This window comes from Pseudonocardia sp. DSM 110487 (genome assembly GCF_019468565.1).
In the GTDB taxonomy this organism is placed as follows: domain Bacteria; phylum Actinomycetota; class Actinomycetes; order Mycobacteriales; family Pseudonocardiaceae; genus Pseudonocardia.
Genome location: NZ_CP080521.1, coordinates 7,401,476 through 7,413,526 on the forward strand (window position 1 = coordinate 7,401,476; position 12,051 = coordinate 7,413,526).

A 12,051-nucleotide genomic window follows, 5' to 3' on the forward strand; every position below is an offset into this window, starting at 1 on the left:
GCCTCCTTCGCGGCAGCCGTCAGGACCGGGCGGTGCTGCGCGCGGCAGCGAGCGCGTAGACGTCCGGGGATCCTTCCCACGGCCCGGTGCGCAGCACGGCCCAACCGGTGATCAGCCAGCGTCCGCCGAGCTTGCGGAGCTCGAGCTGCCAGTAGCCGCGCATCGTGCAGTGGTCGACGACGCCGGGGTCCGCGGGGACGTGGTGGTAGGCGACCACGTGCGTGCGGCACCGGGCCTCGTCGCCCGACAGGTGCACGACGAGGTTCGAGGCGGCGTGGTGGGTGCAGTCGAAGCCCGTCAGGGTCGACCGGGCCAGCTCGACCAGGTCGGCGGCCGCCATGGTCGTCGGCGGCCTGCCGAAGTGGTGGGTCGACAGGTCCAGCACCACCTCGTCGGCGAACAGCCGCCGCAGAGCGGCCCAGTCCCGGTCGTCCTGGGCGTGGGCGAGACCGGCGACGACGTCGGCGACGACCGCCCGGTCCACCAGATCCTGCAGCGCGCTCACGCCGGCACCTCCGCTTCCGTTGTCGATGTGGCCGGCCGTTCGATCAGCGGCAGGACCAGCCGGCTGGGACGGGCCGGTCCGTGGTGGACCCGGTTGACCGCGACCGCCAGGTCGTCATCGCCGTCGTTGGCGATCGTCGCGCCGGTGTTGGTGTTGCGGTCGTAGCGGGGGAAGTTGCTGCTGGAGACCTCGAGCCGGATGCGGTGCCCGGGCAGGAAGACGTTCGACGTGACGCACAGGTCGATGGTCAGCTCGTAGATCGTGCCGGGCTCCAGGGGCTCCGGTTCGGTGAGCGACCTGCGGTAGCGGGCGCGCTGGATGCCCTCGCACACCAGGATCGCCTTCCCGTCCGGGCGCACGTCGACGAGCTTGCCGGTGACGTCGGTGTCCGGTGCCGAGGAGGAGACGTGCAGCACCAGGGTGACGTGGCCGGTGACCTCGACGGGCCGCTCGAGCACGGCGGTGGTGAAGCACAGCACGTCCTCGCGGGCCTCGACCGCCGCCTGGTCGGCGGGGCCGGGGTACACGCCCGGCACGGCCGCGAGCACGGTGCCACCCACGGTCGGAACCGGGCGGCGTGGGTCGTAGAGGAAGGTGTCCACCGCTTCCATGGCTGCGCCGTCGCGCGTCAGGATGCCGTCGCCGGCCGCGGTGTTGGCGCGGCCGCCCCCGGCGAGGAAGAAGTCGGTGTACCGGGTGTCGGGGAGCGGCCAGTCCGCCTCGTCGCGCCACTGGTCGATGCCCATGACGAAGATCCGGACCGGATGCGGGTCGTCGGGCGTATCCGTCCTGCCGCGGACCCAACGGTCGAAGAACCGCAGGTGCGCGGCGGTGACGTCGGCGGCCTTGATGCTGCCCTCGAGCCCGAACGACCGGTCGGGGAAGGTGCCGAGGTCGGTGCCGTCGGCGTGGCACCAGGGTCCGACGATCAGGCGCTGACCCTCGCGGGCCTCCGTGCTGCCCCCGTGGCGGCACATCGTCGTGTACGACCGGACGGTCTCTCCGATGAACACGTCGTACCAGCCGCCCACGTGCAACGCCGGCACGGTGATGCGGTCGCAGCGGTCGATCGCGGCGGCCTGCCGCCAGAACGCATCCCGCTCCGGATGGCCGAGCACCTCCCCCACCCAGGGCAGGTTGCGGGTCATCGCGTCGCGTTCCGCGACCGGCAACGGCTCGTGCAGCAGCCGCGGATCGGCCAGGCCCGCCATGAGCACACGGGCGTCGGACTCGTCACCGCGTCCGTCGGTGAGGTCGCGGCCCAGGTTGCGCAGGGCCGAGAGCGTGCCCCAGGTCAGGACGGCGTCCTGCGACAACGCGCCGCCCGAGGAGTACCACGGCGCCCGGTACGGGTCGGCGGAGCTCATCACGGGCGCGATCGCGCGCAGCGCCGGTGCGCCGCGCACGGCCGCCTGCCACTGGGTGAACCCCATGTAGGACCCGCCCCACATGCCGACCGCGCCGTCGCACCACGGCTGCCCGGCCAGCCACTGGAGGGTGTCGAAACCGTCGCTGCCCTCATGAACGTGGGGGACGAACGTCCCGGGTGAGCGGGAGGTCCCGCGGACGTCCTGCGCCACCACCGCGTAACCGGCCTCCACGAGCGCGAACACGTCCGGCAGCTTCGGGTTGCCGAACGTGCCGGCGTCATCCTTGCCGTACGGGGTGCGGACCAGCAGCACGGGGAACGGTCCCGGGCCCTCGAGTCGCCACAAGTTGGTGGCGAGCGCGACCCCGTCGCGCATCGGCACCGGTACGTCCACCTCCACGACGAACGTCATGCCCGCACCGCGTGCTGCTCGGGGTGCTGCGTCTGCCGGCTGATCATCCAGTGGCTGAACGCGGCGTAGTGTCGGGCGAACTCCGGCGGGGTGGGCGCGTGCTCGACCGCCGCGGACAGCTGCGCGACGTGGGCGTACCGCGGGATCTGGGTGGCCTGGTAGGCGGCCAGCGCGGCGGGTACGTCACCGGCGGGCGTCAGCAGGCCGCCGAGCAGGGCGGCGTCCTCGATGCCCAGCGTCGCGCCCGCCGTGATGTGCGGCGACATCGCGTGGGCCGCATCCCCGGCCAGTGCGACCCGCGCGGAGACCCAGTGCGGCAGCGGTGGCACGAGCATGATCTGGTTCTGCAGGATCTGTTCCTCGGGCGTCGCGGCGATCAGCTCGGCCAGGAGTGAGTTCTGGCCGTCCTCCTGGAGGTGGACGACCCGTTCCAGGGCCTGCTCCTTGCGGGTTCCGGTCAGCGGGGGCGAGTCGAACTGGTTGAGCAGCCAGTAGACGTGCCCGTCGTAGGTGCGGACGTACCCGCCCCGGCAGCGGTGGTGGCCCAGGATCAGCCGGTCATCGGGCACCGTAAAGCCCGTGGTCGGGATGACGGCGCGCCAGACGTGGTGGCCGCGATGCTCCTGTGCCGGGAATCCCGGCACGAGTTGCGCGCGCACCGTCGAGTACGCGCCGTCCGCCCCGACGAGCACGTCGGCGTCCTCGCTGGTGCCATCGGTGAACCGCACCGTGACGTGGTCGTCGTGCTCGTGGTAGGCCTGGAAGCCGGTGGCCAGGCGGATGTTGTCCCGTCCCACCGCGTCGGCGAGCAGATCCGTCAGTTTCGCCCGGTGCACCAGCAGGTACTGGTGGTCCTCCGCACCGAACTCCGGGGTCTCGAGCAGCCGCCCGGCCGGGTCGTGGAAGTACATCTCGCTGGGTTTGCCGATGGCGCGCACCTGTTCGCCGATGCCGAGCTCGTCGAACACCGCCAGCGCGTTGGCCCAGAGCCCCAGCCCGGCGCCTGCGGCGCGGATCTCCGGAGCGTGCTCGTACACCACGACATCGATCCCGGAGCGGCGCAGCGCGATCCCACTGGTCAGGCCGACGATTCCGGCACCGATCACCACAGCTCGCATGACAGTTCCCTTTCGGTCCTGGACCGAACGTCCTCGATCCAGATTTGACGATCGAATTTCGACGCGCGTCGGAGACGTCAGTCGACGGCGGCGTGGCGCCCGGCGACGTTCCTGCGACGGCGGATGTGGCGCACGGCTTCGATGACGGCGGTCACCACGAACGCGAGACCGACACCGACGCCGATCCCGAGCAGCGTGTTGTCCTGGAACACGACGCCGCCGAGGTAGCCGGTGAGCGCGGTGTAGGCGCTCCAGCTGGAGGTGGCGACCGCGACGAACATCATGTACTTGGGCAGCGGGTAGCCGACGAGCCCGGTGGACAACGTGGCCAGGTAGCGCCCGACCGGGATGAACCGCGTGGTCACGAGGATGAAACCGCCGCGGGCGTCGAGCTCGCGGGTGAACCAGTCGTGCGCCTTGCGGCGCTTGGAGCCCGGTGGCATCCGCTTGAGTACTCGCGCCCCGAGCAGCCGTCCCACGGCGTACGGGAGGAGATCGCCGAGGAATGCGCCGAGCGTCGTGGCGGCGATGACGAGCCCGATGTTCGTCTGCCCGGTGCCTGCGTAGACGCCCGCGACGATCACCACGGGTTCGCTCGGGATCAGCGGCAGGAACGAGTCGAGGAACGACACCGCGATGAGCACCGCGTACAGCCATGGTGAGGCGATGAGAGATTCGGCGAGTCCGAGCCAGTCGATCACGATTCATCGCCCGTCGTCGGGACGTGCGGGGAGATCTTCACAGGGAATCCTTTTCGAAGCAGGACGATTCAGGACGGCGTTGATCAGGGGACGCAACGGAATGTGTCGCCGGACGGGACGCCGATGTCGTCGCGATGCTCGTGTTTCCCGAAAGGGATCCGCAACTGCCGCTGATCCGTTCGCGGTTCTACCGCGTCCTCCTCGTGCCTACCGCCGAAGGTAGGACTCGCGGCCGATTAGCACCAGTGCACGGTCGGTACGGTGTCGTTCCACGTCTGATAATCGGGATCTCAGGTCACAGCCCCGTGCGCCAGCACGGCGTGTACGCCCCAGGTCTCGTTCGCGACCTGCGTGACGCGCAGGTCCACGACCGAACTGGCGAGTGCCGTGGCCGTGCCCCTGTCGACGTCGTAGAGGCACTGCATCCACGTGACCATCGCGGTGAGCGCTTCCACCATCGCCGCGTTGAGGTCCGGGTCGAACCCGAACGTGATGCGCCCGCGGGGAGTCACGGCGTGGACGCCGCGGACCGGAGCGCGGGTGACGACGTCGAGCGTCACCTCCGTCGTCATTGGACATTCGATGGCGGTGCCGCACACCTCGCCGTCGCCTTGCGCAGCGTGGCCGTCGCCGAGGTGCACCAGCGCCCCGGGCACGGTGACCGGCAGGAACAAGGTCGCGCCGGCCGTCAGGTCACGGCAGTCGATGTTCCCCCCACCCGCGGCTCGCGGCGTGATCGTCGAGTGCTGACCTCGCTCGTCCGGCGGCATCCCAATCACGCCGAGGAACGGCGAGGTCCGAACCGTGTGGCCGCGGTCGTTGGTGGCGGTCCCGACGTCGGCGTCGATCTCCCAGAGCAGCCAGGTGGGCGCACCGGTGAGCCCGAGCGCGCGGTTGAGCGCGTTGTCCTTGGCGCCCGCGGTGGTCCATCCCCAGTCACCCGGGTCGGCCGACACGATGTGGACCGCGAGCACGTCCCCCGGTTCCGCGCCGCGCACGGCGATGGGACCGGTGAGGCAGTGGCCGCGCCGCCCGTCGAACATCCTCGGCCGCTCCTCCCCCGGCGTGCGTTGCCGCTCCAGGAACCCGGCCGCATCGAGTGATCGTGCGACGACGGTGTCGCCCGGGTGCACGGTCAGGACGGGCGGCGCGCTGCGGTCGAACACGTCCGTCGTGGATCCGGGCTCGGGGTGCAGCTCGTGGACGGTCACGCCGGCCCCTCGTCGTCGCAGGGCCCCACGACGATCTCGGCGGACCTGGCCCGCGACACACACGCCACCACGTTCGAGGCCCGCTCCCCCTCGGTCAGCACGAAGTCGCGGTGCTCGACCTCGCCGTCGAAGACCGCGAGACGGCACGTGCCGCACACGCCGGCCTCGCAGGACGACGCGACGGGAACGCCGGCGCGGCGCAGGGCGGCGAGCAGCGACAGGTGCGCGGGAACCTCCACCCGCCGCCCGTCGGGCGCCCAGACCGCGGTGAACGGCGAGGACATCCCGCCGAGCGGGGCGGCGAACTCCTCCAGGTGGATGCGGCTCATCCGCCAGTGAGCCGTCAGCGCCTGCACGGCCCGCATGAGCGGGGCGGGCCCGCAGCAGTAGATGCGCACGTCGTCGTCCGGAACGGCGAGGTGGGGCCACAGGTCGAGCGGGCCGCGGTCGGCACTGTGGTGCACGGTGTCCTCCGGGCCGTCGAACTCCTCCAGGAACGGAGTCTCCTCGGCGGACCGCGTCAGGTACAGCAGCCGCACACCGGTCCGACCTCCGGCGCGTAGCCGGTGCAGCATCGCCCGGAGCGGCGTGATGCCGATGCCCCCGGCGATGAACAGGTACCGGGGCGAAGGTCGGAGCGGGAACCTGTTGGCCGGCGCGGAGACCACGAGTTCGGTGCCCACCGCCACATCGTCGTGCATGCTCACCGAACCGCCCCGGCCGCGACTGTCGCGGCGCACGCACACGACGTACTCCCGTGGCTGGGCACCGCCGGGATCGACGAGGCTGTAGCTGCGCTTGTGACCGGCCGGGGTGGTCACCACGATGTGCGCTCCAGGGTCGTACGCCGGCAGCGCGAACCCCCGGGGGTCCTGAAGGACGACACGGCGGACGGTGGGCGTGAGGTCCGTTGTCCGGCTGACTCGCAGACGCAGCTCAGACAACGACCTCGCTGCCCTTCTCCAGAACGCCGGCGGTGAGGACTTCCAGGTAGATTCCCATGAACTGGTGCCCGTACGTCCTGTCGATCATGGACACCACCGGGAGGTCGCGGCGGCCGGATCCGGGATCGACCTCGGTTGCGGCACAGCGCCTGGTGCGGCGCACGGCCCGCGCGCGCACACCACCCAGATCGAACTCCTGCCCGATCGCGTCCAACTCGAACCACGCCGGCAGGCCGTCCACGAGGACGTTGGCCCGGAACCGCGTCGGATCGACCACGGTCCCGGTGCGCGATTCCAGGTCACGGACCGAGGCCAGGTTGACCAACGAGACCCAGTTCATCGGGCCGTCCCCGGCCGCGGCCGCGTCGGTGAAGCGCCGGCCCGCTTCCCGCGCGAGCACCGACGTGACGCCCGGCGGCAGGTCGAGAACGCGGGTGAAGAACCGCACCGCGTCGTCGCGGCCCTCCTCGGTGCTCAGGTCGGCCTGCAGCACGTCGTGCCCCGCGACCCGTGCGGTGAGGATCTCGGTCTCCGTGTCGAGGTGCGTGTCGAGTCCGGCGAGGCGGTGGTCCGAGACCAGGGCGAAGAACTCCTGCTTGGGCAGTCCGGTGCGCATTCCGGGCCGATAGCTGCCGTCCGGACGGGCGAACGCGAACACCCGGTCGTTCGGAATTCCCGTTCGCGGCCGGAGCTCGACACGGTCCAGCGGCTGCGCACTGAGCCCTTTCACCGGGTGGACGAAGAGCCCTTCCACCGAGCCCCGTCCCTTCACCATCCACCCTCCTCTCGCCGATCCTGCTGACGATCGCCTCCAGGGCCGAGGAGCCTAGGAGCATTCCGAGAGGACGACCAGTGCGTTCTCGGCAACGTACGATTTCCTTCTCCGAAATCCGCGCGCGGTCGAGGATCCGTCTCGTTTACAGTCGCCGCAATTTCGGAGATCTGCCCTTCCACGTGTGACAATCGGCAGGTGGACCACGTCGACCTGAACCTGATCGATGCGCTGGACGCGCTGCTCGCCGAGAACAGCGTCACGAAGGCCGCCGCGCGCCTGCACACCTCGGCGCCCGCGATGAGCCGCGCCCTGGGCCGGTTGCGGCGCGCCTTCGACGACCCGCTCCTCGTGCGCGCCGGACGCGATCTCGTGCCCACGCCCCGGGCCCTGGAACTGCGCGGGGAGGTGCACGCGGTCGCCACGCGTGCCCGGGCCCTGTTCGCGCCGTCGAACTCCGCCGATCCACAGACCATCGTGCGCACGTTCGACCTGCAGGTCACCGACATGCTGTCCACGACGTTCATCCCGACGCTGATCGACGACCTGCGGGTCCAGGCCCCCGGCATCTCGCTGCGGCTGCGGCCGGAGAGCCTCGAGGACACCCCCGCCATGCGTGAAGGACTGGTCGATCTGGAGATCGGGATCATCCGCCCCGGCGATCCGGAGATCCACTCGGAGGCGCTCGCCACCGAGACGCTGATCGCCGCGGTGCGGCCGCATCACCCGCTCGCAGGGACGACAACCGTCACGCCGGAGCAGTTCGCCGCGGCCGACCACGTCGTCGTGTCCCGCCGCGGCAGGGCCCACGGCCCGATCGACGACCAGCTCGCCGACCGGGGTCTGCACCGGCGCGTGATCGGCGTCGTACCCGGCTTCGCCACCGCGCTGTTCCTGGCCCGCGAGTCCGATGTCGTGTGCGTCGCCCCGGCCGCGCTGGGACGGTCGATGCTGGACACGCTCGGGCTGCGCACCTTCCCGATCCCATTGGAACTGCCACCCTTGACCGTCAGCATGGCCTGGCATCCACGCAACCACCACGACCGCACGCACCGGCTGCTCCGCGAGCGCACCCGTCACATCATGGCCGCAGCAGCCGGCGGCGGGCAGGCGGGCCCGGTCCAGGACGAGTGAATTGCGCATTCCGGAACAATGCATTACCGATCTTGCACTTGATGGCCCTCGACGGCCCCTCTAGCGTTTCCGCATGAACCTGACCGTCCTCGCCGCATCCGGCCGCACCGGCCTCGCCATCATCCGACAGGCGCTGCAGCGTGGGCACACCGTCACCGCCATTGCGCGCGATCCCGAACGCATCGCCCTCGCCGAATCTCCGGGCTTGTACAAGCGGGCGGGTGACGTGAACGATCCGGCGAGTATCGGTGCGGTCGTCGCTGCCGATTCCGTCGTCCTTTCCGCGCTCGGCACGGACCGGGCGGGGGTTCTGCTCGCCGGCGCGAAGGCGCTCGTCGCAGCCGGACCGCAGCGCATCATCTGGTTGGGCACCTACGGAACGGGCAGATCCGCCGCCGTGGCGGGAAAGGCGGCCGGGATCCTCGGGAATCTGCTGGGCGACCGGCTCGCGGACAAGGTGGAGGCGGACAACGCCGTCCTCGAGGCCGGGGGCACGGTGTTCCACGCCGGGGTGCTCGACGACGGACCCGAGAGCGCCGACCGGCGCACCGTCGGCCTGGAGGCCGCGCCGCCGTTCGACCTCGGCGCGAAGGTCGGCCGGGAGACCGTCGCCGCGGCCATGCTCGACGAGGCCGAGGCGCCGCGCTTCGCCGGCGCTGTGGCCCTGCCGCTCACCGGCTAGCCCAGTCGGTCTACAGCTCGACGACCACCTTGCCGAATGGGCCGCTGTCGAGGCGGTCCAGCGCCGCGGGCAGCTCGGAGAAGGGGTGCCAGGAGTCGATCACCGGGGTGAGCCCGGTGCGGTCGACCGCGCGTACCAGGTCCTCCAGGGCACGGCGCTGGCCGGTGCCGATCCCCTGGATGTCCTTCAGCATCAGTGGCATGACCGGGGTGGTGATCTCGAAGCCCTCGAGGGCCCCGATCTGCGAGACGCGGCCACCCACCGCCGCCGCCCGGCCGAGGTGTGGCCCGCCGACGATCTCCAGGACGTGGTCGGCGCCGCGCTCGTCGGTGAGTTCCAGGACGGTCTCGACCCAGTCCTCGCCGCGCCGGTCCACGCCTTGCGTGGCGCCGACCACCTTCGCCCGCTCGAGCTTGTCGGCGCTCGCGGTTATGCGGTGGTGACCTGCCCGTCGACGACTTGCACTGGCACGTTGATCAGGGGTTTCGTTGCCGGCCCGCCGGTGACCTGGCCCTTGCCGTCGAAAGTGGAGCCGTGGCACGGGCAGCGGAAGCCGGGGGTTGCGGGCGTGATGGGGCAGCCCTGGTGTGTGCAGGCGGCGAGGAACGCCAGGAAAGTGGCGGTCGAGGGGCGCAACAGGTATGCGGCGGAACCGTTCGGTGTGGTGAAGCTTGTCGACGAACCGACGGCGACGGCAGCGACCGCAGCGATCACTGTCGGGGAGTCCGTTCCTGGGCCTGTCGGCTGGCTTGGTTCCGGGTTGGTGGTGGTGCGCCGGGTGAGAGCGACGACGGCACCGCCGAGGGCAGCGGTCGTCGCGGCGATCAGGCCGCCCCAGAGCAAGCTGCGTCGTTCGACATCGTTCCCGTGCTGTGGGGTGGGGTTCGGCTGGCGACGACGACGTATCGCGGCGCGCAGGCGGGCCGTCGAGGAGAACAGGCCTGCGTCGCCGGCAATCAGCAGCGGGGTCCAGGCGGCTGCGAAGACGATGTCGGCGCCGAAGTAGTACGGGCGGGTCGTCCAGCTGACGGTGAGGAAGAAGCTCAGCGCGAGGAGAAACCCGCCGAGTGCGGCGATACGGGTGAACAGCCCGAGCAGAGTACCCAGCCCGACAGCGACCTCGCCGAAGGCGATAACCAGGCCGGTGACGGTCGGGTGTTCGGCCGCGAATGACACCAGCGGGCCGACCGGCGAGGTTGTCGCGGCGTGCAGCATCTGAGCGTGGACGCCGAGGGGTGAGGTGTGGTCCAGGTAGTGGGTGTCGAGGATTTTGGAGAGGCCTGCGTAGAGGAATGTGCCGCCGAGGAAGACGCGTAGCGGCAGGAGTGCCCAGATCGTTGCCCGTAGTGGCGCATCGGCCCGTGGCGTTGTTTCACCGGGGGAAGGCGTGGGGGACAAGAGAAGTCGCCTTTCATGTCGCAGGTGTGGTGATGAGAATCCCGGGTGCACATTTCGTCGCTGGTGCCGTCACCCCACACAGTGAGCCCACACACGTTCGACGCTTTCGTCAGGACTTGCGGGGGGAGACCGTCATGATGCCGATGCACATCTCGTCGCCGGTACCGTCGCCCCACACGACGTAGCGCGGCGGCAGCTTCTTCAGCTGCGGCAGCTGTTTGCGCAGCCCCACGTCGTGCGTACACGTCACCCGCAGCGTGTCCCCCGGACCGACCTCCACCGGCGACGGCAGCTTCACCATCCGCTGGTTGTCGAAGTCGAACTGCGGCACGTCCAGCAGGACCTCGGCCTTCGGCGTGCCCGGGTTGAGTTCGACCTTCATGGACCGCCCGAGCATGTGCATGTGACCGAAACCGGCGAACACCGTCACCGGCTCCTCCACCTCGTGGTCGCAGGACTGGGTGTCACCGGGCTTCGGCACGCCGCCCTCGTTGCACTCCTCCACCTGCTCGCCCGCGAATTCGCCGACCTCCGACCCGAACCGCTTCGTCACGTCGGCGATCGAGGCCGCCCGGTCACAGAGCGGACCCGACTCGTCGGCGGCGCAGGGCAGGTCGGTCGGCGCGTCGAGCGACCACGTCTCGAGTTCCCGGGTCTGCGGCGTGCCGTCCGTCAGCCGCAGCCGCACCGCCGAGCGGTCCGACCCGGCCGGCTTGCCGTCGGTCGCGAGCAGGTTGTAGTGCATCTGGAAGATGATCAGGCTGCCCGGCTCCAGCTTGAAGCCGGCGTCCTGGTCGAGCAGCGTCTCCGTGGCGCCCGGCGCCCAGGTGTCCACCCACGCCGCGCCCGGGTCGGCGCCCTCGTCGTCGTCCTCCACGTCGGCGCCCTTCACGCCGGTCCCGCCGAAACACTGCCAGCCGGGGCCGGGAGTCTTCGCGTCCTGCTCGCGCACCGCGGCAGCGCCGCCCGGCGGCACCGCGTACACGATGCCGTGGTGCGCGATGGCGACGTTCTCCGGCATGACCTGGGTCCCGGTCAGGAACGCCTCCTCGGTCAGGCCCGGATCGAGCACCTGGCACCGGTACTCGTCCACGGCGCCCTCCGGCGGCGCGGGCGTGTAGGCCTCGGGCAACTTCAGGTCGACGAACCGCTCGCCGGCGCGCAGCGGCTGCGGTGGAGCCGACGACTCGCCCGCGTGCGCGCTGTGCGGGCCGGCCGCAGCGGGCGCCGCACTGTTGTCGGCGTCCGACCCGCAGGCGACGACAGCGAATGCCGTCGCCAGCGCCACGGTGGCCGCCCCGAACCTCAACCGCCCGGGCGGCGCTTTTCCTGACGGCGCTGCGTTGACTGCCATTTCTAGCCTCCTACATACGGGTTACCTCGTTTATCTGACGCCGAATTCATACCGAGCGAATCTGAGACGACCGTTAAACGGCCGCTCAGGCCGGTTGGCCGAACCAGGTGCCCGGCGCACGCACCAGCGTGGTGGCGTCGAGGTCCTGCCCGGTAGGCAATGCCCAGGCGACACGGCCGTCGGGCCGGATCAGCAAGGCGTCGGCGTCCACCCGGTCCATGCGGGCGGTGACGGAGTTGACCCGTCCGGTCCACGCGGCCGCGGCGTCGCGGACCTCCGCGCGGTCGACGAGTCCGGGAGAGCCGGACACTGGTGCTGATCGAGGTCGGGTTCCTGGTCGCCTTCGGCGTGCTGCTCGACGCCCTGCTGGTGCGGTCGGTCCTGGTGCCCGCCCTCACCCTGCTCATCGGATCTTTCATGGGCCCGACGGCCCCCGCCCCCTGGTCCTGCG

General features: G+C 70.8%; 13 protein-coding genes. 2 read left to right on the plus strand and 11 right to left on the minus strand.

Annotation, left to right across the window (positions count from 1 at the left end; genetic code table 11):
- Positions 1-19: 19 nt before the first annotated feature.
- The 7 genes from K1T35_RS34625 to K1T35_RS34655 all read right to left on the minus strand — a co-directional run bounded on the left by K1T35_RS34625 (position 20) and on the right by K1T35_RS34655 (position 7,035).
- Positions 20-505 carry a nuclear transport factor 2 family protein gene (locus K1T35_RS34625; RefSeq protein ID WP_220255958.1) on the minus strand — a complete coding sequence of 162 codons (486 nt, stop codon included), beginning with the start codon at positions 503-505 and terminating at the stop codon, positions 20-22.
- A complete protein-coding gene (locus tag K1T35_RS34630; protein WP_220255959.1) occupies positions 502-2,286 on the minus strand; it encodes a CocE/NonD family hydrolase in 1,785 nt (594 codons plus the stop codon). Before K1T35_RS34630 ends, K1T35_RS34625 begins: the two co-directional genes overlap by 4 nt.
- Positions 2,283-3,404 (minus strand): FAD-dependent monooxygenase, encoded by a 1,122-nt coding sequence (locus K1T35_RS34635; protein WP_220255960.1) that lies wholly within the window; start codon positions 3,402-3,404, stop codon positions 2,283-2,285. Before K1T35_RS34635 ends, K1T35_RS34630 begins: the two co-directional genes overlap by 4 nt.
- A 77-nt stretch (positions 3,405-3,481) precedes the next feature.
- Positions 3,482-4,105, minus strand: a complete 624-nt coding sequence (locus K1T35_RS34640) for a DedA family protein (RefSeq protein WP_220255961.1) — start codon at positions 4,103-4,105, stop codon at positions 3,482-3,484.
- A gap of 290 nt (positions 4,106-4,395) precedes the next feature.
- Entirely contained in the window at positions 4,396-5,316 is a 921-nt protein-coding gene (locus K1T35_RS34645; RefSeq protein WP_220255962.1) for an acetamidase/formamidase family protein, read from the minus strand.
- Positions 5,313-6,140 (minus strand): PDR/VanB family oxidoreductase, encoded by an 828-nt coding sequence (locus K1T35_RS34650; protein WP_220255963.1) that lies wholly within the window; start codon positions 6,138-6,140, stop codon positions 5,313-5,315. Before K1T35_RS34650 ends, K1T35_RS34645 begins: the two co-directional genes overlap by 4 nt.
- A 112-nt stretch (positions 6,141-6,252) precedes the next feature.
- Positions 6,253-7,035 (minus strand): MOSC domain-containing protein, encoded by a 783-nt coding sequence (locus K1T35_RS34655; protein ID WP_220255964.1) that lies wholly within the window; start codon positions 7,033-7,035, stop codon positions 6,253-6,255.
- A gap of 195 nt (positions 7,036-7,230) precedes the next feature.
- Between K1T35_RS34655 and K1T35_RS34660 the strand changes: the two genes are divergently transcribed.
- Together K1T35_RS34660 and K1T35_RS34665 are read left to right on the plus strand one after the other, a co-directional pair.
- Complete coding sequence (locus K1T35_RS34660; RefSeq protein ID WP_220255965.1) at positions 7,231-8,166, plus strand: LysR family transcriptional regulator; 936 nt, start codon at positions 7,231-7,233, stop codon at positions 8,164-8,166.
- 73 nt (positions 8,167-8,239) lie between these two features.
- The gene (locus K1T35_RS34665; protein ID WP_220255966.1) at positions 8,240-8,848 is read left to right on the plus strand and encodes an NAD(P)-dependent oxidoreductase; all 609 of its coding nucleotides are present in this window, start codon (positions 8,240-8,242) and stop codon (positions 8,846-8,848) included.
- Positions 8,849-8,858: 10 nt separating this feature from the next.
- On the opposite strand, the gene K1T35_RS34670 is transcribed toward K1T35_RS34665, so the two are convergent.
- The 4 genes from K1T35_RS34670 to K1T35_RS34685 form a co-directional block, all read right to left on the minus strand.
- Complete coding sequence (locus K1T35_RS34670; protein WP_255621055.1) at positions 8,859-9,389, minus strand: zinc-binding dehydrogenase; 531 nt, start codon at positions 9,387-9,389, stop codon at positions 8,859-8,861.
- Entirely contained in the window at positions 9,278-10,246 is a 969-nt protein-coding gene (locus tag K1T35_RS34675; RefSeq protein ID WP_220255968.1) for a TQO small subunit DoxD, read from the minus strand. The genes K1T35_RS34670 and K1T35_RS34675 overlap by 112 nt, the downstream gene beginning before the upstream one ends.
- A 109-nt stretch (positions 10,247-10,355) precedes the next feature.
- Entirely contained in the window at positions 10,356-11,600 is a 1,245-nt protein-coding gene (locus tag K1T35_RS34680) for a hypothetical protein (RefSeq protein WP_220255969.1), read from the minus strand.
- 85 nt (positions 11,601-11,685) lie between these two features.
- Positions 11,686-11,910: a hypothetical protein gene (locus tag K1T35_RS34685; RefSeq protein ID WP_220255970.1), complete on the minus strand. Its 225-nt coding sequence runs from the start codon at positions 11,908-11,910 to the stop codon at positions 11,686-11,688.
- Positions 11,911-12,051: the final 141 nt, after the last annotated feature.